Source organism: Candidatus Blochmannia sansabeanus (nom. nud.) (assembly GCF_059935345.1).
Genome location: NZ_CP011795.1, coordinates 86,075 through 110,119, shown reverse-complemented (window position 1 = coordinate 110,119; position 24,045 = coordinate 86,075). Strand labels below are relative to the sequence as shown.

Genomic DNA, 24,045 nt, shown 5'->3' with positions numbered 1-24,045 from the left:
ATATTTTAATCGCATAACTCTAATCAAATATTGACGATATGTAGGTTTAAAAAATTATTAAAAGTCAAATTTATATAATAAATCAAGTGCGAGATTGTTTCCAGACGTAGCTTCTAAATACAATTGTGAACATAAACAATAACGTACAGTTATTGTTGTCAATAAATCAAAAATACTTATTCCATATTTAATTTGTAAACCAGGAGCTATGTATCCACTGATTGAGACGAACGGTGTGGTTCCAATGATATCTTGAGTATTTAATGCCAAGTCTTGCACGCCGAACATTTTTCCTATTTTGCTAATAAACTGCTCACTATTTTTAACACTAGCCCCAATTAAAAAAGATGTTATTATACTTGCATCCGTATTAAAAAGTATAAAATTTCTATTCTTACCTAATAAATAAGATACTATTTCTTGTGAGGAAAATAATGAAGAAGTAGAGAAAACTTCTAGTTTTAGTTGATCAAGAATACCAGTAATTCGTATACTAACTATGTTTCTATTTCTACTAATATTAGACTGGCCACAAATTGCTTCAATGTCAAGATATGGTTGATTTATTGATCCAGAAAATAGTAGATGCCCCTTTTTTATTATTAAATTTTGGCCATATATTTGATAATAACCAGAAGGCATATCAATATGCCCTGTCAAAAGTAAGTTATTTCTATTATATCCAATTTTTAAATTACCTCTCAATTTCGTGTGTAAACCTAATCCATCGAAATTCACATCATTACCAAGAGACACAGTAACGTTAGAATAAATAGAAATACATAAATTTTTAGAATTATCTAAAATAGGTTTAAAATTATCGTCTAACAAAATTTCTTCTGAAGATGCTCTAACTACATTTCTTGAACGTTCTTTTACTTCAATATAAGCCCAAGGAATTTCTATATTGCCTCGCAAATTAATTTTTTCTGAAGTTATCGTACAAGTAATATTAGGGGACATTTTCATTTTTATTTTTGGAGATATACAAAAATAAATTTGGTTTCCCCATATTCTAAAAAATGCACGCATATTGTGAATAGAATCAAAATTAACAATATCACCATTTAAATTTAATATGTTTCTTTCGTTATCAGTATTCATTGTCCCATTTAATATAGCATGATCCCCAAAAAATCTTATAAACAGTTGAGCATTTCTGACAAAAAACGGTGTATCGGGCTGATTAAAATTAAAATTTTGTAGTTGAGCAGAACCATAAATTTTTAAGTGATGTGCATGTTCATAAAAATGAATATTCAAATTTAACAATCCATTTATAGATTCTCTTAATGAAATCAATGAATGACAAAAGGGAAGCAATGAGGTATTTTTAATCTGTATATTTCCCGTTATTTTAGATGTATTACGTAACTCAGTTATTTTTAACGATCCATAATTTTGATCGTAATTACCAATATTTATGAACCACTCATAATATGCAGTAGCTTGTGTTAATGTAATTTTTACAGTAGCTTTATTTATTTTAATAGAATCTATTTCTATATCTTCTATGGAAGATTTAACATTACAGTGTCTTCCTGAAAATAAAATTGTACCCTTAGGCAATCGTTCTCCTGCAATCCAATAACAATTTGAGCAATATATACGAACAGTATGTATATTTATTAATTCTGGCAATAATATTTTTAAAGAAACTATATTAAAACTTTTAAGCAAACCATTTATTTTATTTAAAATATTAGTTTTTAAAACATTAGAAATAGGAATTGTATAATTAATAATTTCCCAGTAATGTGCATCAAAAATAATTTTTTGTGTTAAATGTTGATAAGTAAGCACAATATCTTGCATTAATTTCCATGTTCCTGTCGGAGTAATAATGCTTGTTTTACTAACTCTGCTATGCCAAGTTTTATTAAAAATATCCAAATTACCGCAAAGTTTTATTTCTCCAGACAACCTGTCGTCACGGACTACTAAATTTAAATGATGTTGTTTAATATTGCCTTGTCCTTGCATTATTATTTGACGTAATGACAAAAATCCACATCGTATTTTATCTGCTTGTAAAAAAAATTTACTTTGCATAATATCATCACGGTAAATATCACTATTTATTGTTATCTTATTAACTTTAATATTTTTATCCTTCCAATTCAAAGAAGATATATCAATATGTGATAATAATCTAAGACATTTAACAGGTCCGTATAACTTAAATTTTCCATATGCCCTTCCACTTAGTTTAGGCACGATTATATTGCAATCTGGTGCTACAAAAGTAGCATTTAGAACAGAATCTTCTTTTAAGTCTCCCTGTATTTCTAATATATTAGTTCCCCATTTTATTAATAATGCTGGTATTTGCCATTCACCACAGGAGTTACTATATAACGCACCTGTACATGAGATATTATTATTTTTTATACTTCCATTAAGATTTAAATCAGATACTCTAATATTCCAAGTATTAGAATGTACACATCCTTGAGTAGCGATATGACCCGATAATTTAATCGGATCTTTAAACCACTTTTGACAAAAACTAATCTTATTTAATAAAAATACACTATTCCAACTAATCATATTAGTCCAATGAATAATTCCTTGCATACTAAAATATCCATCTGACATTGTTGCTCTCAATTTAGAAATGGTGCAACTGTTAGTATTCCCTTGGGCATTCATGACGATATGTGTTGCCGAAAGATTGGTACTACTTAATTGCAATATTGCTTGAATATAATAACTTTGTATCTTACCGTTTAAACATAAATTAATATCTTCTATCAGATAATCATCTATGCCTAAAAAAGAAAGCGGTATTTTTCTGCCCACTACAGATATACCTATAGGCATACCAAAGTGCATTATATTAATTTTTAATAATACATGTACTGTAGAAACAATACCTAAAAAATCACAACGAAGACATATGTCTTTATACAATTCTCCAGTAAGAATTAATTGTATTTTATTTGTGCTCTGATTTTTTATCTTATCAGAAGAGTTATTAGTGTTGGAGCTATCATATACAGTATAATCGGCCGTAATATTTATTGGGTAATATTCCTTAAATATTACATCTCCTATCGCATGAAAATATCCATATGGTAATTTAATATGTAATTTTAGATTTGCAGTCTGATCATGCAAATACGCCCAAAAATAAAAATAATTAATAGTACAATAATTACGATAATTATCGAAAATATAAATATTCTCTCCTTCTATATCTTTTAAAATTAAATTTCTAGGAATATTAAAATAAGACAATGTCATTAATAGTTTACTGGACAATGATTTAAACAAACATTTAATATTCCATTGGTTATTATATTTATTATACATCTCTATTATATTAGTTTTTATGTTTGACATATTTACATTAGAAACATTAAAAACTGCTCCTTTGATACATACAGGTAAAACTGTTAATAAATTATCTTGAAATATTAATCCAGTATCTAATGTCTTTAATTTAAATATAATATTATTTGAAATAATATGAGTATTGTGCAACACTACTTTTTTTAGTGTTATAGGAAATGGAAATGGAAAAGAAAAAATATTTTCTATTTTTATTTTTTTATATCTCTTATTTTCTTGATTGCTAGTATCTGGTTTTTTTAGATTTATGAAAACATCTTTCAAAAGAAGATGATCTATATATATCTGTTTATTCCATATATATTTTAGATTTAATAAAATATTACATTGATCAGCATCAATTATACCTATCGGCGTTTTGTAGACTATATGAGTTACATTAAAATTACCCCAAGTACCAGAAGCAGAATCAAATGTTAAGCCAGGGATACAGTGGGCAATTCCTGTAAGAGTTAAATATGTTCCAGTATTAGTACCCAACAAAAATATAAAAACTCCACATATTATGGATATCCATAATAAGAAAATCAAATAGATTTTCTTTATAAAAATCATAAATCTGATCCTAAATTAACATATAAATATAAAAACTGATGATTCAGTTTCTCTTTGTGTATTACTGGAGTTGCTAGATCTAATTTTATAAGACCTACCGGCAATTGCCAGCGTACTCCAATACCCATACCAGATCTAAAATTATTCCATTTAATATTATTAGTAATCTCTCCCACATCCATAAAAATAACTCCCCACCATTTACTAATCATATTATATTGATATTCAAATGTAGTAGTGAGTAGCTTAGTAGCTACTCCTGTATAACATTTAGAATTGTTATAAGGATTTAAATATTTATATCCACGAATACCACTATCTGTACTCGAAAAAAAACGTAACATTGAATTAATAAATGAAAAATCATTAGTATTTATCCAGCTTAAGTTCCCACGAACTAGAATGCGATGTTTTTTTAATAATGTTCTAATCCAAATATTTTGAGCTTGCACAGCAACAAAATTAATATCTGATTTCCAACAATTATTAGATATGTTAAGCGAATAACGCTGGCTATCTCCCCAATGCGGCATTATTTCACCGCGCTTACGAATACGATGTATGCTCATCCCTGGATAAATTAACATTATATTTTTAGTAATATAATTAGTAGTATAATGATTAAGATGCCAATGCAGATTAATTGCACGTTGCCACTTGTGGGGACGATTCCAATAACGAGCCATATTTATAGTTATAATGCTAGACCGAATATTATATATATCTTCATGTATTAACCCTCCCTGCAATAAATAATATTGTTCCAATGGGTTACAAAAAAGTGGAATCTTGTAATTCAAATCAATAACTTGTTCTGATGTAGACAAACTAAAATTATTTTCTAAACTATGGCCATATGCATTAATCCACGGTTTTTTCCAAATTATTTTAGTGCGTGGGCCTGTTTCTATACTGTAACCAGATCCAGTTTCAAAACTATTTTGAGCACAAGGATGACAAAAAATATCTAATATTATTTTTTTTTTTTGCTGACAACGCGAATAATCCGAAGAGATCGATACTGATTCAAACCAATTAGTAGAAAAGAGTCGGCGATTTAGTTCCATAACAGACGCAACATTATAGTATTCTCCTAAATGTATATTAGATATATTTTTTAAGTAATCTTCTTTAATCTGATTTCCATGAAATTTAATTTTTTCGAAAAAATAACGTTGTCCACTATAAAAATCTATATTCCAAATACTCTTATAAAGTGAGGGTATCACAATAAGTTGACTACTCTGAAATGTAGCATCAAAATACCCTTTAAATAAAGCTAAATTATAAAGTTTATTTTTAAATTGTTCATAGTCACTATGTTTTAATCTTGTTCCAACAAAAGATTTTCCATATTTTATTATTTGTTGATAATCATAATCTTTTCTACCATCTCCATATATAACAATATTTACCTCAGTAACTATAATTGGAGGTCCCGGTTCAATTTTAATAACTAATAGATCAGATTGTTTATTACAAGATTTAAATGAAGAAAAAATCAACGTTGGATTATAATAACCTAATGGACGCAACCCAGCCCTAACCGCATTATCTATTTTTTTTTAAATCTAGATCTATATACTTGCAGTCAGTATTAATGTTAGATAATTTCTTACGTACATTATAATTTAATTCACTATCTAACCCTTCTATTATTATATTAATGTCACTATTACATATCAATGGTATGAAAAAATAAACTATTAAACATGATCTGGTCACCAGATACTTTTTAAGCTCCGTGAACATGCATTAAAGACCTTGAATATATTAAATTTTTAAGTGAAATAATAAAATATTATATTAACGAATATAGTAGTTTTACTAAACTCCCCTTATGCAATACCTTATTTTACTTCATATTTATTAAATATATATTTATTTATTTTTCTATCAGATATAATGATATCTAATAATCAATACATTAAATATAATATTCTACGTGTCTTAATAAATAATTAAGACTTCAGTGGTAATGTTTCCAAATAATATTAAAAATTAAAATTTTAATACCGATAGAGATCACACATATATCTGCATCAACTTATAAAAATAATAAAAAAAATAAAAACATACAATAAAAAATTAATACGCTTCTACTTGAAAACCTGGGTTTAAAAAAGATCGATTTATGTTTCTATAGTGTAAAGCATTTCCATCCCAATCATTAATTATAGCACCAGCTGCTTTAGCTATAACATGCCCAGCAGCTGTATCCCAAATTTTAGTACAAGAAAATCTCGGATAAAAGTGTACACTACCTTCTGCTATTAAACAAAATTTAAATGATGAGCCAATGTTGATAATTTTATAATTTTTAAATCTTTTTAAATAACTATATAAATGATGTTGATCATAATTAACATCATTACGACTCATCACTATCATTGGATAACAGGATGTACGAACCGCAATATTTATACGTTCTCCCTTATTATCATTAATCTTCCATACCTGCCCATTGTCTGCTGCATATAGTATATTATATGCAGGAACATACACTACTCCCATGATAGGTTGACCGTATTCTATAAATGCTATATTTATCGTAAATGCACCGTTTCTTAATAAAAATTCTTTTGTTCCATCTAAAGGATCTATTAACCAAAAATAACTTTCGTCTCTGCATGCTTTCCACTCAGTAATATCCTCTTCAGATAACACTGGAATTTTAGGTGTCAAATTTCGTAATGAATACATGATGATTTTATGAGAGAGTAAATCAGCATTAGTTACAGGAGATCGATCTAACTTTTGGTACGAATCCAACTTTAAACTCCCATTGTAAATCTTCATGATTTCTGCTCCAGCGGTACGAGCAATACAACTTATTTTTTCAATCATTCCATCACGAAATATCATAATATATATCCTAATAACCTTTTATACACGTCACAACATAAATTAAAAAGTACATTAATAATAATCTATGTATAGAAAAATCTGGATTCAGCTATAAATAATCACAAATACTGTAATTATTAATTAAAATAAAATATACACAATTTTTATTTATATGCTTTTAAAAAATATAATAAAATTATTACATCATTTATGAATCACTGATTCTTTATAATTTAATTAATAACAACGTTTATCTTAGCAAAAATATCATTATAAATATGTATATTGATGTTATACGTACCAGTAGTTCTCAATACACTATGATTAGGCAATCTAATCTGAGATTTAACAACTTTAAAACCAGAAGCTGTTGTAACTGCATTAGCAATATCGCGAGAACCTATAGAACCAAATAACTTTCCTTCAACTCCTGCTTTAGCTTTAATAGTAATACTCTTTAATTTGTTAATTGTTTCCGCGCACATCTCAGCCTGAGTCCTCATTTCTATTGCTTTATTTTGTAATTCAAGCTGTTTTTCTTTAAAGATTGCGATATTATTTTTTGTAGCTGGCATTGCTTTGTACTTTGGTATTAAAAAATTACGAGCATAACCTGATTTTACAGTAATTTCTGATCCTATATTTCCAAGTTTATCAACATTATTAATTAAAATAATTTTCATTATTGTACCATTTTTTTTTAATAACAAAATCACACTAATCTATATTCATTCTGAATTAATTAATGATGATCAGTATATGGTAACAAAGACAAATAACGCGCTCTCTTGATGGCACGAGCCAATTGTCTTTGGTATTTTGCTTTCGTTCCAGTAATTCTGCTCGGGATGATCTTCCCGCTTTCTATAATAGAATGTTGTATTGTAACAAGATCTTTATAATCAATATTAATACACTTTTCTGCTGTAAATCTACAAAACTTACGATGACGCACAAATCGTCCCATAATTAACTCCGTATTTTACGATACAAACTGTGACATTTAACTAAATTAATATAATAATATTTATATTTATCTAATGTAATTGTATAGTGACATGTTTCTATAGTTTTAATTATTATTGATTACTAAATATTCATAAATATTTAATTAAATAAATATAATCACTACAATGTGTTTAAATAAAACATTTAACTTATTTTTATATTAAAATATACGTATATTTTAATACTTTACTATTACTATGTATTAGTAACATAGCGCTCTTGGGTTTCTTCTTTTCTTTTCATCATAGGAGACGGATCGGATATTGCACATTTAGTTCGTATGATCATACTACGTATGATAAGATCATTAAAACGAAAAGCATTATTTAGTTCTTTCATAATATCTTGCGACACCTCTATATTTAACAATATATAATAAGCTTTATTAAACTTATTAATTGGATATGCTAATTGACGACGCCCCCAATTTTCAATACGATGAATTTTCCCTTCAGAATTTATGATGATTTCTGTATAATGATTAATAATACTAGATATTTGTTCACTGCAATCAGGGTTAATCATAAAGATTATTTCATAATAACGCATACTTCGTTCCTTTCATTCTAGAATATCCTCTTTATTTAATTAGTAACATTCTTAAAAAAATAATAGGACGTTTATATTTTCTTCTATGTAACTTTTCATAGCAATAAAATTCTAAATAAATGTTAATTCTTATGATTCATGCCATACATATTAAATAATAATAATCCATATTATAATTATATAACCAAATATTATATATATTTAATCATCACTATTTAGTACTTCCCACGTTGTCTTAACGCCTCAAATAAACATATTCCTGTAGCTACTGAGACATTTAATGATGTAGCAACACCTACCATTGGGATAGTAATTAATTCATCGCAATATTTTTGAGTTAAACGACGAATACCATTTCCTTCAGAACCCATTACAAAAGCTAATGGTTTAATTAATTCAGTATTAAAAATAAGACGTTTAGATTGCATGATAGTACCAATAATCCAAATATTATGCTTTTGAAGTAATTGCAATGTCCTAGTTAAATTAGTTACTTGCATAAGAGGTATATGCTCTACAGAGCCACTAGCTACTTTTCTAACTGTCCCATTCAAACGAGCTGATCGATTACGAGGGGCAATAACCATATGCGCTCCAGCTGCATCTGCAGATCGCAAACATGCCCCCAAATTATGTGGATCAGTAATGCCATCTAATATCACCAATAATGGTGTAGTTTTGCATTGTGTTAAAAAATTGGGCAGATCATTTTCTTTCATACAATATTTTTGAGTTATTTCAGCAATAATACCCTGATGCAATGCTCCTGGCGCTTTAATATCTAGCTGCTGACGATCACATTTTTTTATGCTAATTTTACATTGTTTGATTTGGTTAATTAACGATTGCAAACGCAAATCTTTATATTTTTGTGTAATATAAACAGCTAAAATCCGTTTTGAATTATTATCTAAAATAGACTTTACAGCATGTATGCCATATGCTAATTCAATCATTATATTTTCTAAAATAAATTTATTTTAATGTGTAATATTAAACTAATTTTTTAAACACTTAAACACATGAACGTAAAGATAACATTATTTAGTTCTATTTTATACTCTATTTCCACATCCAAAAATTAGAAAAATTAGTTCAAAGTATAATTAAACACTAAATCTAAATATTGTACCTATCTATGTATTAATAGACGATGTTATATATATCATCAAACAGATAATTATTTTATTAAAAATAAAATATCAGTTCCTTTTGTTAATCAAGAATTAAACGGATTGCATAATACTATTATTGCTGAGCGTTCTGAACCAGTAGAAATAATATTAATAGGAATTCCAATAATTTCTTCTATACGTTTGACATAAGATTGTGATTCTTCAGGAAGTTTATGGAAGGCCGTAATACCTACAGTACTTTTCTGCCATCCAGGTAATATTTCATATATCGGTTCTACATGTTCTAATTCTTCTAAAGAAGATGGAAAATTATATATTACTTTCCCATTCTTCTTACGATATGCGATACAAATCTTTATTTCTTCTAAACCATCCAAAACATCAAGTTTTGTTAAACAACACGAAAAAAAAGAATTAATTTTTACAGAATATCGTACTGCTACTGCATCAAACCAACCAGTGCGACGACGACGTCCAGTAGTAGAACCAATTTCATTTCCATTCACGTATAACCAATTACCTATATCATTCGATAGTTCTGTAGGAAAAGGACCGGAACCAACACGAGTAGAGTACGCTTTTACAACACCTAAAATATAATCAATGCGGCTAAGTCCAATCCCTGCACCAACACTTACGCTCCCGGCAATAGTATGACTGGATGTAACATAAGGATAGGTTCCATGATCAACATCTAATAAACTACCCTGAGCTCCTTCAAATATAACTGAATTTCCTCGTTTGATGGCATCATCTAATAATTCGGGAACATCAATAATCATATCAGTTAATATATCAGATGTTGGTATTACTTCATCTAGAACCACGTGATAATTAACAGGTTTCATCTTATAATAATGAACTAATTGAAAATTATAATAATTTATTATATCCTGTAGTTTGTTTTTAAAATTTTCTATGTTATATAAATCACCCACTCGTAATGCACGCCGCGCTACTTTATCTTCATAAGCCGGTCCAATACCACACCCTGTAGTACCAATAGTTTTAGAAGTTTGATAATTTTCTCTAGCCAAATCCATTGCTACATGATAGGACAATACCAAAGGACAAGATGCGGAAATAAATATACGTTTACATGTCGATATACCTACTTTTTTTAGCATTTCTATTTCTTTTATTAAAGACACTGGTGATATTACAACTCCACTAGCAATAATAGTAGTTACATGGTTATGTAAAATACCAGAAGGAACTAAATGCAAAGTAATTTTTTTCTGTCCTGCTACAATAGAATGACCAGCATTGTGTCCCCCTTGATAACGTACTACGTATTGAACTTGTGAAGTTAACAAATCAACTATTTTTCCTTTACCCTCATCGCCCCATTGAGCTCCTAACACAACAACGCTTCTCACCATGTCTTAAAGTTACCTATTAATTTAAATAATTATTTTCTCTAAAGATTAAATATATAAAATATAACAAATAATGCTTGTTTGTAATATATGATATAAGGTGTTTATTTATTACTCATAAGATTTGAATCGCTAATACTCGGTAAAATTTGTGGCGATTGCATAAAACGCAAAAAATCAGTTTCTGTGCTTAATACCATGAGATCATTATTATTTTTCTTAAAACTATTTTCATATGCACGTAAAGTACGTATTAACACATAAAATGACGGATCTTCATTAAAAGTAGTGGCATACAGTTTAGCAGTCTCTGCATCAGCTTCTCCTCGAATAATTAAAGACTGACGCTTAGCTTCAGCTAAAGTACGTGTTACCTCATAGTCTGCCGTAGCACGTAATTTTTCTGCCTCTTCTCTCCCTTGGGATCTATGACGTCTAGCAACAGCATCACGTTCTGCTCGCATACGCTGATAAATTGCATCAGATACTTCTGTTGGTAAATTAATTTGTTTAATACGCACATCCACTATCTCAATACCCAATGCAGCCATACTGTTTGGATGAACTACATTAGAAACACGATATGGTTGTTGTGCTGAGATATCATATTTTTCTGAACTAAAATTAAAATCTTTAATATTGTCAGGACACGAAGTCAGCGTTTCTTCTCCTGAAGTACCATTATTTAACGATGCGCGCACATCAGTCATTAATCTATTTCGTGAATCTGTTACAATACCTTGTACATTTAATCTTCCCAATTCTGAGCGTAATCGATCAGAAAATTTTCGTTTTATTAACACTTCTGCTTGAGCAATGTCACCCCCTCCTGTTGCTAAATAATATCGACTTAAATCACTAATACGCCATTTAATATAAGAATCAATAATTAAATCTTTTTTTTCCATAGTAACAAAACGATCTGCTTGATTATCCATAGTTTGAATACGTGAATCTAAAATTTTTATTGTCTCAATAAATGGAATTTTTATATGTAATCCAGGATTATAAATTAATGGATTATTATCCATATCACGTAATACCTTACCAAAACGTAATATAATACCTTTATGCCCTTCTTCTATTATGAATAAAGAAAAAAATAACACCACTACTATTATACATATAACGAATGAAAAAATATTTCGTATCATTTATGACTCTCTCCCTTTACGCATAATATTAACACGTTGTGTATTAGCTTGTCTTTGATCTAAAACTTTTTCTTCATCTATAGTGTTGGTATGACGAGACAGTTGATTATTTTTTAATATTAATTTTGAATGATCGGTACTAGAATCACTAGAAGCACATATTTTATTTAAATTAAAAGTATCATCAGTGTTATCAATGCTATCAGAATATTCAATTTTGCTATTATTATTTTTAATCTTTTTGACTTGACCTGAAGGCAATAACAATACATTCTGCGTATTTTTTAAGTTTACGAATATTTTTCTAGTATTACTCAATACACGTTCCATAGAATTTATATATAATCGCTCACGAGTAATTTCAGGGGCTGCTTTATATTCTGGTAAAATTTTTGAAAATCTTTGTACTTCTCCTTGCGCTTCTAAAATAGTGCGTGCTTTATATGCACGCCCTTCTTCCAAGATACGTTGTGCTTGTCCATTGGCACGTGGTTGTACTTCATTAGCATAAGCTTCAGCTTCACGAATATATTGTTGTTCATTTTCCCTAGCAGCAATAGCATCATCAAACGCTGCTTTTACTTCTTCTGGTGGACGAGCTGTTTGAAAATTTACATCCAATAAAGTAATACCCATATCGTAGGGATATATCGTTTTTTCTAAAACTCTTCGAGTATCACTACGCACCACTGTACGCCCTTCAGTTAAAATACGATCCATATTATATTTACCAATAACTCCGCGCAATGCGCTGTCAGTAGCTTGACGCAAACTGTCATCGGCGTCAATAACATTAAACAAATAATTTTTTGGCTCAGTTACACGATACTGCACATTCATTTCTACTCGAACTACATTTTCATCTGAAGTTAGCATCATGCCAGATGCTGCTAATTCACGCACCGATTCTACATTTACTGGGATTACAACATCAAAAAAAGTAGGTTTCCAATTTAATCCTGGCTGTACTAAATGATGATATTTTCCAAATCTTAAAATTACTCCACGTTCTGCCTCTTTAATAGTATATAAACCACTAAAAACCCATACAAAAATAATAATAATCAATATTAAAACTATTAAAAAATTTTTATTTTTAGAAAATTTTTTTATATCTTTATTTTTATTACTAAATATATTTAATTTATCATTTATTTTATTTAAGCATTCATCTGGATCTAATATGTTAAATTTAGATTTGTTTTTATTTTTAGAAGAAGAACTATTTACATCATTTTTATCGCGACCTTCCCATGGATCATGAATATATTTGTGGTTATGAAAAACACTAAAAATCATATTTTGCCTCACATATTAGATGAGTAATATACATTACTGTTTTTTAATTTAAAAATATTAAATAATATAATCTATTAATAATTTATTATTTTTTAACAAACGACACCAATCTATAGAAGATAAATATATTTTTAATCTAACATAATTATTCTCTTCAACCCAATATTGTTTCACAACTTGCAGTCTATATAATTTTTGACATAAATCATTGTTTATAGGCATCCGTAATTCACGAGAAATCATATTGTTTGATAATAATTCATTAAGGGCTTGTATTAATAAAGAAATGCCCAAATTATCTTGAGCAGATATCCATACTCGTATTGGACGGCTATCGTGATCTCGGTCAATACGCGGTGCTAATTTTTTTAATTGATCTATTTTATTCATCACTAAAAGTATTGGAGTATTATTAATATTTATACTGTTTAAAATATAATGTACTGTATTAATATTTTTTTCAAATCTTTCATTAGAAACATCTACAACATGTAATAATAATGTTGCTTGTATTGTTTCTTGTAAAGTCGCCTTAAAAGAAGATAGCAAACTTTGTGGTAAATTTTGAATAAAACCTACTGTATCTGATAATATAATATTCGATCCTCCTCTATACATAATGCGTCTACATGTAGGATCGAGAGTAGTAAACAATTTCTCTGCTGTATACACATGTGATGCAGTCATCGTATTAAATAGAGTAGATTTTCCAGCATTTGTATATCCTACTAAAGAAACAGTAGGTACTCCAATTCTAAACCGGTGTCTTCTATTTTGCTCTCTTTGATTTTCTATTTTTTTTAAACGCAATAAGACTTGAGTAATCTCTTTACGTAACAAACGACGATCACTTTCTAATTGCATCTCCCCTGACCCTCCCCGTAAACCAATACCTCCTTTTTGACGTTCAAGATGACTCCATTCATGTACTAAACGAGAATTTAAATAACGCAATTGGGCTAATTTTACTTGTAATTTACCTTCATATGTACGCGCACGTTGCGCAAAAATATTAAGAATCAATTGATTTCTATCAACTATTTTACATTGTAATAAATTCATAAGATTACGTTCTTGATGAGGGGATAAAATGCAATTGAACAATATAATAGATACAGGGTTATTTTTAACTATTTGTTCAAGCTCTAATACTTTTCCAGTTCCAATAAAATATTTACTATTACAAGTTTTACAATGACTAGTAAGAACACTTAAAATTCGTATTTTTGCTGTAGAGGCTAAAGATACAAATTCTTTTAAATTGAAATTTTCATTTTCTTTTTTTTTAGAAAAAATCGTATGAACTAATACAGCTTGTTTATTTAAAAAATTTAAATCACACAATAATAACTACTCCTCCAAACAAATGTAATATATACAATTAATCAATCAAATTTCTTACAGTATACTACACTAAATGATATTTCACAGTAATAATCAAGTTTAATATATATAATCAATCATATGCAAAAAAAATATGAAAATCTCTAAAATAAACGATTATAAAGAAGTTTTTAACTATGACGACTGATGTGATATGGGACGATACGAGAAGGCACAATAGTAGATATAGCGTGTTTATAAATCATTTGATTAACTGTGTTCCTTAAAAGTATCACAAATTTATCAAAAGATTCAATTTCTCCTTGTAATTTAATGCCATTTATTAAATAAATAAAAACTGGAATACGTTCTCGACGTAGGGCATTCAAAAACGGATCCTGTAATGATTGACCTTTGTTCATTTTTCGATTTCCTTAAAATTTGTTTTTGTCATTTTAAATAATCTAAAAATTTATATAATTTCAAACCTATTTTTTAGAATTTCACACATATGAAATTAATTTTTTATTAATATTTTTGATATACTATCAACTGCAGCGGATAAATTGTCGCTACATAACCAACATAAGTTTGACCATTTACGTAACCACGTTAGTTGCCGTTTTGCAAGTTGTCGAGTAGCACAAATTCCTTTAATTATCATCTGATTGTAGTTTATCTCACCAGATAAATATTCCCACATCTGGCGGTAACCAACACAAGAAATAGGTGATTTTACTTCTTTTCTATGTAAATCAGCACGATTAAATAATTGACTAACTTCATCTTCAAATCCAATCTCTAACATTTTATAAAACCGTTGCTCAATTCGTTTATTTAAAATTTCACGACTTGATGGAATAATAGCAAATTGGTATACTTGATATTTTAATTTGAAGCTAATAAGTGATTTCAACTCTGTCCATGTTTTGCCAGAGATAAAAAAAATTTCTAATGCTCTAATTATTCTTTTATGATCATTTAAATGAATTTTATTAGCAGCAATAGGATCAACATATTTAAGTAAATCATACATATTTATCCATCCTATTTTTTGTGCTTCACATTCTAGATCGTTACGAATTTTTTGATCAGTTGCTGGTAAAAAAAACAAACCCTCCAGTAAAGTTTTAAAATATAACATTGTTCCACCAACTAAAAAAGGCGTATGTCCGGATTTTATAATTTTTTCTATTTCATTATTTGCATCGCGACAAAAATCTGCTGTTGAATAATATTCAACTGGATCACGAATATCTATCAATTTATGAGGAGCAAGCTTTAATTCTTCAGGAGCAGGTTTGGCTGTACCAATATTCATATCACGATATATCGAAGCTGAATCAACGCTAATGATATCTATTTTTATGTTTCTTTTTTTTAAAGCTATAGCTACACTTGTTTTTCCAGAAGCTGTAGGGCCCATTAAAAATATAACTAATGGTTGACGTTTAATACTATTTTTCCTTAACTTACATAATATGAATATTATTTCTATAGGTCACATAAATAAATGATATATGAATAAATTGCAATTATTTCGTTAATATATCAATCTTTATACGTAAGAGTATACAATAAATATTAATGAAAATTTAAAAAATAAAATTTTCATAATGACAGTACCAATATAATGATTGCTGATCATTTATTAACTTGCAGCAAAATATGTTTTCTTTACTTGCAAAGAATCTAATGGTTTTTTTTGTGATTTTATGAAATAAGAACACAAACCTTTGTACAAGGCGTTAGCTATTTTTTCTTGATAAAGACTACTAACAAGAAGATACTCTTCTTTTATATTACTAATAAATCCAGTTTCTACTAAAATAGATGGAATATCGGGAGATCGCAATACAGCAAAACTAGAATACTCAGGTGTAGTCTTATGTAAAGGAGTAATATTTTTTAATTGGTGTAATACGTGTACTGCAATATCATATCCTACTCGTTTAGCATAACCAAACTGTAAATCTAATACTAAATGGCTAAAATATGGATCATTGCAATAATTAGTTAATATATGCCCTAATCCTCCTAATAACTCTGAATGTTTTTCACTGCATTGTAATAAATGCATCATTTCGCTTTTAGCACGACGATCAGATAATACCCAAACTGATGCTCCTCTAACATTAGTGTTTAAAGCAGAATCCGCATGAATAGAAATTAAAACATTTGCTCCTCTTTTTCGAGCTAAATCAGAACGTTCCATAACCGATAAAAAATAGTCTCCATCGCGGATCATTACAGCTTTAAAACTTGGATCTAAATCCAACAACATTTTTAGTTTTTTAGCTATATTAATTGTAATATTTTTCTCAGATATCCCGCCATGGCGCCCCATAGCCCCTGGGTCCTGACCTCCATGTCCAGCATCAATTGCTACAATAATCGGAGATAATACCCGTGTGTGGTTTTGATTTTTTTCAAATTGCATATCTATTATCTTTTTTTGATTATTTATTACTTTATTTACATGTGTACGAGTTTTATGAGTCACAATAGATGGTATTTCATGAAGCTTTATATCATCAGTAGCTCCAGTAAATGTTTTCTTTTTCAAAATTGTTAGTATAAGACGATAATTTTCTTTTATTTGCTTTTGTGTTATTGTTCCAATATGTGAAGGACAAGTTAAATCTAATACTATGCGTATATTTTGATGATTGATAGATGTATTAGTTCGAATACATCTAACTAAATTAGCCCCATTGAAATTTATTGGAAATACATTTTTACCAACTTTAGATGCTGTTAGAAGATCTATTACAATTCTTTCTGGATTGCACAAAGAAAATATCATATAGATGGGAACAACAGAACAATCTAGCATTACAGTAGATTTATGTTTATTATTTGTAACAGAAATTGCGCTCAGAGTCGATGCTATTATCGGTTCAATACATAAATATTTTGATAAGATCATTATCACAAAAATTATTTCATATTTCAACTTCATATCTGCAATTTCCAATATGCCGATAAATCATCTATCATTCTATGACCTAAATGACTAGAAGATTCTATAATTACTTTCCTGGATTTTTTACAATCATAATAATTAATCGTCACTGAAATATCTTCTGTTGGTAAAATTCCCATTCCTTGTTTTGGCCATTCTATTAAGAATATAGTATTTTCATCAAAATAATCTCTAATACCCATATATTCAAGTTCTTCTGAAGAAATTAATCTATAAAAATCAAAATGACACACATGCCAATACGTTAAAATATAAGATTCAACCAAAGTATAAGTTGGGCTATTTATATGCCCAACATGTCCTAATGCATTTAAAAATCCTTTACAAAAAACAGATTTTCCTGATCCTACATCACCATTTAAATAAATCACACAGCTTCGAACACAAACAGAAGCTAACATTGCACCTAATAGTAAGGTTTTTGATTCATCAGACAACATCAATACACATTTTCTCATCTTTAATACAATTTAAGATCTGATGCGATGATAAAAACTTCATATATAAATAATATGAAAACTTAATATAATTTCTTGTTATTCGATATATCGTATGTAAATATAACAATGTATTAAAACATTTGGATTACATTATCACATCTCCAAAGTATTAAATTTTTAATAAAAATTCATCTTTTCCAAAGAATTAATAACATAATAAATGTTGAATATGTTGAAACAATAAAATGATATATGCTACTGATTTTCTTATATGAATTAGCGTGTAATAATTCATTACATCCACATTATCAAGTACAACAATCCCTTACCTCCATAAATATAACCATTATTCAGTTATTTATAAACTAAACAACAATTTATAATTTACTATACTAAATCTGCAAGTATTTATATTTCTTCTTAAGATTTGTTAAGATTAATGAATAACACAATTAATAACTAGAGCGTTTAAATAAATTAAATCAAGCGGGAAACGAGACTTGAACTCGCGACCCCAACCTTGGCAAGGTTGTACTCTTCCAACTGAGCTATTCCCGCTTATCTAAAATAAAAATCAAACCCATAATTGCCATTCATTGATATATATATAGTTATTCCAATAACTAAATTTTTATACTAATTGATCATTGTACAGTACTTTATCTTGAATATGATTAGATAATTTCTTATATTATTAATCATATATTATTTTATATTTTCATAAAATGTTTACGGTAATACATCAATTCTATAATAGAATCACGAATATCTTCCAATGCACGATGAGTTTTATGTGATTTCAATCCAGATATCAAATCTGGTCGCCAACGAATCATTAATTCTTTAATGGTGCTAACATCCAAATAATGATGACTAAAATATGATTCTAATTCTGGCATATATCGAAATAAAAACCGACGATCCTGGGCTATACTACTTCCACATATCGGTGATTTCTGAAAAGGAACCCAATCTTTTAAAAAATTTACTGTTAAATTAGATGCATCAATTTCATCTAGTTCACTAGATCTAACTTTTTCTAATAATCCAGTACAACTATGAACACGCACGTTCCAATCATTCATTAACGATAATTGATATTCAGATTGATGTATTGCTATAACAGGTCCTTCCGATAAAATATTTAATTTACTATCAGTAATCACTGTAGCCATTTCCAGAATACGATCTTGTTCCGGATTCAACCCAGTCATCTCTAAATCAATCCATATTAAATTCCGATCATGCATCTACTCCACCTGTACGAGATTATATTACTTAATATTTAATTAAGCACATAAATATCATTTATCAGCACTTTTATTTTTAACACAATGCTAATCTAAATTAAGTAAAATATATGAAATATATTATATGTATGTACACGTATTATCGTAATAAAACCCATATTAAATGTTAAATATGAACTACTATACTATTCAAAGAAAATTCTCGTATCTATCACTATTATTTTATAACTATCTGCTTAGCGATAGACCTAATTTTTTCAAAATAAAAGTTTAGCATACTTTTACGCACTTTTATACAATATATAATCACATTATATGTTATATTAATATTTAAGGATAATGTGAATTTATAAAAAGTTAACAACAAAATATATAATCGTTATAATCATTAATTAAAAATTAATAATCTAAAAATTAGGTATACATTATGTTAGAAAGAATACAAGTTCTACTGCAGTACTTATTACCAAAATATTGGATTACTTATTTATTAGGATTGGGTGCTTCATGGAAAGGTGGATGGGTAACACATTATGCTATTCGATTATTTATTCGTATCTATAAAATAGACATGAGAGAATTTGATAACCCTAATCCATCTAATTATACAACGTTTAATGAGTTTTTTACTCGAAAATTGCGTAATAATGCTCGACCTATAGATACCAATTTATCTTCATTAGTTATTCCAGCTGATGGAATCATTACTCAAATAGGAAAAATAAATCAAACAAATACCTTCCAAATAAAAGGGATTCCTTATCATTTGGATGGATTACTAGCAGGTCATGATAACATTATTGATTATTTTAGTAATGGGAGCTTCGTTATTATTTATATACCACCACAAAATTGTCATCGCGTCTACATGCCTTGCACAGGTACACTTCGTGAGGTGTTGTATATACCTGGCGAATTATTTTCAGTACATCCAAAAATTACAAAAAATATACCTAATATATTTTCTCGTAATGAAAGAGTCATTTGTTTATTTGAAACAGACTTTGGTTATATGGTCCAAATTCTAGTTGGAACTATAATAGTAGGAAGTATTGAAACTACATGGTTAGGAACCATTACCCCGCCACGAGAAGGTATTGTTAAACATTGGCGTTATCCAAATACTTCAAATATTGAAGATGTAATTACATTACAAAAAGGGCACGAAATGGGGTTATTTAAGTTAGGATCGACTGTTATTAATTTATTTGATAACGAAAAGGTTATTTTAAATAATCTATTACAACCATACGATATTGCACGTATTGGAATGCCTTTAGCACAAGGACGTAATTAAAAGAAATAATCACACATATTATGTTATGCATTATATAAAATCATGCAATGATACTGTATGTAATATGCTTTTTTCTCAAAAGAAATTCATATTTTTCAAATCTTTTTATTCATTGATATGTATTATTGGATTTCTGTATCCATTGATAATATTCTCCTATGATTTTTTAGAAGAACACGAAATAAAAAAATATCTACAATATATACAACAACAAGAATATATTGACGTTAATCAAAAATCCATTATAGAAAGTCTGCAATCTACTTTATATTTTATTTCTGAGAGAAAATTTTCTAATACTAAAATTGAAGAATATCAGAAAATAATAGACGATTTTCCATATTTAACTCTTCAATTACGTAAAGAATATGACAGTGTATCTAATCAAAGTATTAATATCAATAAAAATCTTTCTACTCATGAACTAAAACAACAATTATTCCAGATGAATAATCAATTAACAGATCTGTCAAAACAATTGAAACGAGAACAAAATTATATATCTGCAATTAATGAATCATTGAAGTTATTGCCGGAACAACAAGCTGCAGCTAAAAATATGCTAAATAATTTGGCACAACAACAAATATTATCTGTTATAAATATAAACACCCCGATAGAACAAGCTAAATTTACTGCATTACAAGCAGAGCAAGTAGCCAGACAATTAAAGGTAGCTGAACTTGAACTTGCTCAATTAAGCGCTAACAATCGTAAAGAATTATCTCAACTTCGGATAGCATTATTAAAAAAAAAATCCAAATGTATAGATAATAAATTACAAATATTAAGAAACCAATTAAGTCATTTATATCAAAACGAAGCAAAACAACCTATTGAATATAGCGAAAAAATATTGTCAGAACAGAATAACACATTACCAAAATCTATTATAAAACAGATACAAATCAATCATGATCTTTCAGTTATTTTAAAACAACAAGCATATTATGTAAACAGTATCATATCTAAAAAACAAAAAGTTACATCATATACATTACAAGTACGTCAAACTCTTGCTAATTTACTTGAACAAGCACAGTGGCTGGATAAATCTCCAGCTCTTGGAGAAACATTACGTTCTCAAGTTTCAAAGTTACCAAAAATGCCTAAATCTCAACAGTTAGATCATGATATGGCGCAATTAAGAGCTAAGCGTCTTCAATGTGAAAATCAATTGAATAAATTAATGTTAATATCATCACAAAGTAAACAAGATGATGGATCGTCATTAACATTACTACAAAAACATATCCTTGAAAAAAAATTAACTATACAACGTAATCTTATTACTTCATTATTAAATAATTATGATATACAAATTCTCGAATTAACAAAGTTAAAAGTTTCTTATGAACAACTTAAAGAAGCATTAGAAGATGTACAAAAAGCTACACATCGTCATTTATTTTGGGTAGCTGATTTGCGTCCAATTACGATATCTTACCTATTAGAAATTTATCATGACTTATACAGATTATTAATTATAAATCAATTTAATAATCAAATAATATATATTTTAAAAATGATTTTTTCTAATCAAAAAACCCTAACATTAATAATATTATGTTTTATTGCATCAATTGGATTTCATTTCACAGCGTATCGTCATTATCAGGAATTTTTAAAACGATCTAGTAAAAAAATAGGTAAGGTAAATCAAGATAATTTTTTGCTTACTTTAAATAATATATGGTACTCAATGTTAATGGCATTACCAATCCCAATTTTATGGGCAACCATAGGTTATAGTTTAAATCATGCTTGGTTATATCCTATTTCTGTAGAAATTAATAACGAAATTAATACTACAACTTTTATATTGTGGGTATTTATAATAAGTGTGTATTTTGCATCTCCAAAAGGATTGTTCATTATCCATTTTGGTTGGCCAAAAAAAAGAGTTCAACAAGTTTTTTCACATCATTATATCTGGGCTGTTGTAACAGTTGTTTTTTTAATAATGATGCTAACTATATTTAATAACTATAACGATAGAGAGTTTTCGAGTACTTTGGGACGATCATGCTTTATTTTGCTATGTATTTATTTAACATTCATTACTAATAATCTAAAATGTTCTGGATTGCCTTTATATTTAAACAAATATGATTCTTCTGATAATATCATCAATCGTTCTTTATGGAACATAATGATATGCGCACCAATAATAGCAGCAATTTCTTGTATTTTAGGCTACTTATTCGTTGCTCAGGCATTATTAGCGCGATTAGAAACATCATTATTTATTTGGATTATATTATTAATCGTATACCATATTATTCGTAGATGGACATCTATTCAGCGACGGCGTATTGCTTTTGAGCGAGCTAAACAAAGACGAGCTACACAATTAAATCTAAGAGCATATAATGCTGAATCAAATGCTTATCAATTACAAACTAACGAATTAGTATCTAATGATAAAAACAATAAAAAGATTTTAGATTTAGATACTATTAGTACTCAGTCATTACAACTAATACGATCTATTATCACCCTTATTGCTCTATTGTTAACAACTTTATTATGGTCTGAATTATATTCAGCCTTTTCTTTTTTAGAAAATATTACATTATGGGATGTTACTTCTACTATAAAAGGCGTAGATAATATCCAACCTATTACGTTGAATTCATTTATTATTTCTGTCTTAGTAATTGTTATTACCACAAAAACAGTGAGAAATTTACCAGCATTTCTAGAACTCACCTTTTTACAACATTTAGATCTTACACCAGGCACAGGATATGCTATTACTACGTTAACCAAATATATATTGATGTTTCTTGGAGGAATAATAGGATGTTCATTGATAGGTATAGAATGGACTAAAATACAATGGTTAGTGGCAGCATTAGGTGTAGGATTAGGTTTTGGATTACAAGAAATTTTTGCTAATTTCATTTCTGGCTTAATAATATTATTCGAAAAACCAATTCGTATTGGTGATACTGTAACTATTAGTAACCTTACTGGCAATATTACTCGAATTAATACTCGTGCAACTATCATTACTGATTGGAATCATAAAGAAATTATTGTTCCAAACAAAGAATTTATTACAAAACAATTTATTAATTGGTCTTTATCGGATACGTTAACACGCGTAGTACTACGTGTACCAGCTCCGTTACAAACAGATGCTAAAAAAATAGTACAAATCTTACTGCAAATAGTAAACAACTCTTCTCTTGCCTTGAATACTCCGCCCCCAGAAGTGTATTTAGTAGATTTGCAACAGGGATTGCCTGTATTTGAAATACGAATGCATATATCAGATATAAAACTTCGTATGCCTTTATGTCATCAAATACATATGTTAATTATAGAATATTACCGAAACAATGATCTAAAATTACCACATGTACCTATATGTGTTTATAACAATCAACTATTTATTAATAATTTTGATTCTAATTATCCTAATACAAATTATTATCCAACAAAATAAATACTAGCATTTAG

The 24,045-nt window shown here is 28.3% G+C and carries 18 protein-coding genes and 1 tRNA gene; 2 read left to right on the top strand and 17 right to left on the bottom strand.

Features of this window, described 5'->3' with window-relative positions; genetic code table 11:
* Positions 1–57: 57 nt before the first annotated feature.
* The 17 genes from tamB to orn all read right to left on the bottom strand — a co-directional run bounded on the left by tamB (position 58) and on the right by orn (position 19,280).
* Complete coding sequence (gene tamB, locus Bsans602_RS00460; protein ID WP_500837161.1) at positions 58–3,909, bottom strand: autotransporter assembly complex protein TamB; 3,852 nt, start codon at positions 3,907–3,909, stop codon at positions 58–60.
* On the bottom strand, positions 3,906–5,444 hold the full coding sequence (locus tag Bsans602_RS00455; RefSeq protein WP_500837160.1) for an autotransporter assembly complex protein TamA: 1,539 nt from the start codon (positions 5,442–5,444) through the stop codon (positions 3,906–3,908). The genes tamB and Bsans602_RS00455 overlap by 4 nt, the downstream gene beginning before the upstream one ends.
* Positions 5,445–5,997: 553 nt before the next feature.
* Positions 5,998–6,756: a 3'(2'),5'-bisphosphate nucleotidase CysQ gene (cysQ, locus tag Bsans602_RS00450; RefSeq protein ID WP_500837372.1), complete on the bottom strand. Its 759-nt coding sequence runs from the start codon at positions 6,754–6,756 to the stop codon at positions 5,998–6,000.
* 233 nt (positions 6,757–6,989) lie between these two features.
* On the bottom strand, positions 6,990–7,439 hold the full coding sequence (rplI, locus tag Bsans602_RS00445; RefSeq protein WP_500837159.1) for a 50S ribosomal protein L9: 450 nt from the start codon (positions 7,437–7,439) through the stop codon (positions 6,990–6,992).
* 59 nt (positions 7,440–7,498) lie between these two features.
* Positions 7,499–7,723, bottom strand: a complete 225-nt coding sequence (gene rpsR / locus Bsans602_RS00440) for a 30S ribosomal protein S18 (protein ID WP_250236695.1) — start codon at positions 7,721–7,723, stop codon at positions 7,499–7,501.
* A 236-nt stretch (positions 7,724–7,959) separates the two neighbouring features.
* Entirely contained in the window at positions 7,960–8,313 is a 354-nt protein-coding gene (rpsF, locus tag Bsans602_RS00435; protein WP_500837158.1) for a 30S ribosomal protein S6, read from the bottom strand.
* Positions 8,314–8,528: 215 nt separating this feature from the next.
* Positions 8,529–9,269, bottom strand: a complete 741-nt coding sequence (gene rlmB / locus Bsans602_RS00430) for a 23S rRNA (guanosine(2251)-2'-O)-methyltransferase RlmB (RefSeq protein WP_500837157.1) — start codon at positions 9,267–9,269, stop codon at positions 8,529–8,531.
* Positions 9,270–9,532: 263 nt separating this feature from the next.
* Positions 9,533–10,831, bottom strand: a complete 1,299-nt coding sequence (locus Bsans602_RS00425; protein ID WP_500837156.1) for an adenylosuccinate synthase — start codon at positions 10,829–10,831, stop codon at positions 9,533–9,535.
* A gap of 101 nt (positions 10,832–10,932) precedes the next feature.
* Positions 10,933–11,982, bottom strand: coding sequence for a protease modulator HflC (gene hflC, locus Bsans602_RS00420; protein WP_500837155.1), 1,050 nt, complete (start codon positions 11,980–11,982; stop codon positions 10,933–10,935).
* Complete coding sequence (gene hflK / locus Bsans602_RS00415; protein WP_500837154.1) at positions 11,983–13,281, bottom strand: FtsH protease activity modulator HflK; 1,299 nt, start codon at positions 13,279–13,281, stop codon at positions 11,983–11,985.
* Between the two features lie 57 nt (positions 13,282–13,338).
* Positions 13,339–14,625, bottom strand: coding sequence for a ribosome rescue GTPase HflX (gene hflX / locus Bsans602_RS00410; RefSeq protein ID WP_500837153.1), 1,287 nt, complete (start codon positions 14,623–14,625; stop codon positions 13,339–13,341).
* A gap of 170 nt (positions 14,626–14,795) precedes the next feature.
* Entirely contained in the window at positions 14,796–15,026 is a 231-nt protein-coding gene (gene hfq / locus Bsans602_RS00405; protein ID WP_500837152.1) for an RNA chaperone Hfq, read from the bottom strand.
* A gap of 95 nt (positions 15,027–15,121) precedes the next feature.
* Positions 15,122–16,030, bottom strand: a complete 909-nt coding sequence (gene miaA, locus Bsans602_RS00400) for a tRNA (adenosine(37)-N6)-dimethylallyltransferase MiaA (RefSeq protein WP_500837151.1) — start codon at positions 16,028–16,030, stop codon at positions 15,122–15,124.
* 225 nt (positions 16,031–16,255) lie between these two features.
* On the bottom strand, positions 16,256–17,566 hold the full coding sequence (locus Bsans602_RS00395) for an N-acetylmuramoyl-L-alanine amidase (protein ID WP_500837150.1): 1,311 nt from the start codon (positions 17,564–17,566) through the stop codon (positions 16,256–16,258).
* Positions 17,563–18,048: a tRNA (adenosine(37)-N6)-threonylcarbamoyltransferase complex ATPase subunit type 1 TsaE gene (gene tsaE / locus Bsans602_RS00390; protein ID WP_500837149.1), complete on the bottom strand. Its 486-nt coding sequence runs from the start codon at positions 18,046–18,048 to the stop codon at positions 17,563–17,565. Before tsaE ends, Bsans602_RS00395 begins: the two co-directional genes overlap by 4 nt.
* A 467-nt stretch (positions 18,049–18,515) precedes the next feature.
* Positions 18,516–18,588 (bottom strand) — tRNA-Gly (locus tag Bsans602_RS00385).
* 152 nt (positions 18,589–18,740) lie between these two features.
* Complete coding sequence (orn, locus tag Bsans602_RS00380; RefSeq protein ID WP_500837148.1) at positions 18,741–19,280, bottom strand: oligoribonuclease; 540 nt, start codon at positions 19,278–19,280, stop codon at positions 18,741–18,743.
* Between the two features lie 427 nt (positions 19,281–19,707).
* Between orn and asd the strand changes: the two genes are divergently transcribed.
* Positions 19,708–20,577, top strand: coding sequence for an archaetidylserine decarboxylase (gene asd, locus Bsans602_RS00375; RefSeq protein ID WP_500837147.1), 870 nt, complete (start codon positions 19,708–19,710; stop codon positions 20,575–20,577).
* 64 nt (positions 20,578–20,641) lie between these two features.
* A complete protein-coding gene (mscM, locus tag Bsans602_RS00370; protein ID WP_500837146.1) occupies positions 20,642–24,031 on the top strand; it encodes a miniconductance mechanosensitive channel MscM in 3,390 nt (1,129 codons plus the stop codon).
* Positions 24,032–24,045: the final 14 nt, after the last annotated feature.

Excerpts from the sequence above, each read along its gene's own strand:
- tamB (WP_500837161.1), bottom strand. The coding sequence starts at position 3,909 with ATGATTTTTATAAAGAAAATCTATTTGATTTTCTTATTATGGATATCC.
- cysQ (WP_500837372.1), bottom strand. The coding sequence starts at position 6,756 with ATGATTGAAAAAATAAGTTGTATTGCTCGTACCGCTGGAGCAGAAATC.
- rplI (WP_500837159.1), bottom strand. The coding sequence starts at position 7,439 with ATGAAAATTATTTTAATTAATAATGTTGATAAACTTGGAAATATAGGA.
- rpsR (WP_250236695.1), bottom strand. The coding sequence starts at position 7,723 with ATGGGACGATTTGTGCGTCATCGTAAGTTTTGTAGATTTACAGCAGAA.
- rpsF (WP_500837158.1), bottom strand. The coding sequence starts at position 8,313 with ATGCGTTATTATGAAATAATCTTTATGATTAACCCTGATTGCAGTGAA.
- rlmB (WP_500837157.1), bottom strand. The coding sequence starts at position 9,269 with ATGATTGAATTAGCATATGGCATACATGCTGTAAAGTCTATTTTAGAT.
- Bsans602_RS00425 (WP_500837156.1), bottom strand. The coding sequence starts at position 10,831 with ATGGTGAGAAGCGTTGTTGTGTTAGGAGCTCAATGGGGCGATGAGGGT.
- hflC (WP_500837155.1), bottom strand. The coding sequence starts at position 11,982 with ATGATACGAAATATTTTTTCATTCGTTATATGTATAATAGTAGTGGTG.
- hflK (WP_500837154.1), bottom strand. The coding sequence starts at position 13,281 with ATGATTTTTAGTGTTTTTCATAACCACAAATATATTCATGATCCATGG.
- hfq (WP_500837152.1), bottom strand. The coding sequence starts at position 15,026 with ATGAACAAAGGTCAATCATTACAGGATCCGTTTTTGAATGCCCTACGT.
- miaA (WP_500837151.1), bottom strand. The coding sequence starts at position 16,030 with ATGGGCCCTACAGCTTCTGGAAAAACAAGTGTAGCTATAGCTTTAAAA.
- Bsans602_RS00395 (WP_500837150.1), bottom strand. The coding sequence starts at position 17,566 with ATGAAGTTGAAATATGAAATAATTTTTGTGATAATGATCTTATCAAAA.
- tsaE (WP_500837149.1), bottom strand. The coding sequence starts at position 18,048 with ATGAGAAAATGTGTATTGATGTTGTCTGATGAATCAAAAACCTTACTA.
- orn (WP_500837148.1), bottom strand. The coding sequence starts at position 19,280 with ATGCATGATCGGAATTTAATATGGATTGATTTAGAGATGACTGGGTTG.
- asd (WP_500837147.1), top strand. The coding sequence starts at position 19,708 with ATGTTAGAAAGAATACAAGTTCTACTGCAGTACTTATTACCAAAATAT.
- mscM (WP_500837146.1), top strand. The coding sequence starts at position 20,642 with ATGCTTTTTTCTCAAAAGAAATTCATATTTTTCAAATCTTTTTATTCA.